General features: G+C 71.4%; 1 pseudogene. It reads right to left on the reverse strand.

Annotated elements, in window-relative coordinates:
* A pseudogene (locus AOK15_RS47430) lies at window positions 1-224 on the reverse strand (cytochrome P450); the annotation flags it as partial.

Raw genomic sequence — 224 nt, forward strand, 5'->3', positions numbered from 1 at the left:
CCATCATGAAGATCTGGCCGGGAGTGCGCGGTGTGGGCTGGGGACGCATGGTCGGGTAGCCGTCACGGGTGCCGTCGGAGCTGAAGCGGGCGTCGGAGAGCACCGCGCGGGCGTGCTCGTGCCTGGTGATCACCCAGGGGCTGGTGTCACCCCAGAGCGCCACGCGGCGGATCGGTTCCTCCGCCTGCCACTTGGCGTACTCGGGGGCGGGATCGAGCAGGGGG

Source organism: Streptomyces ossamyceticus (assembly GCF_001418475.1).
Lineage (GTDB): Bacteria > Actinomycetota > Actinomycetes > Streptomycetales > Streptomycetaceae > Streptomyces > Streptomyces ossamyceticus.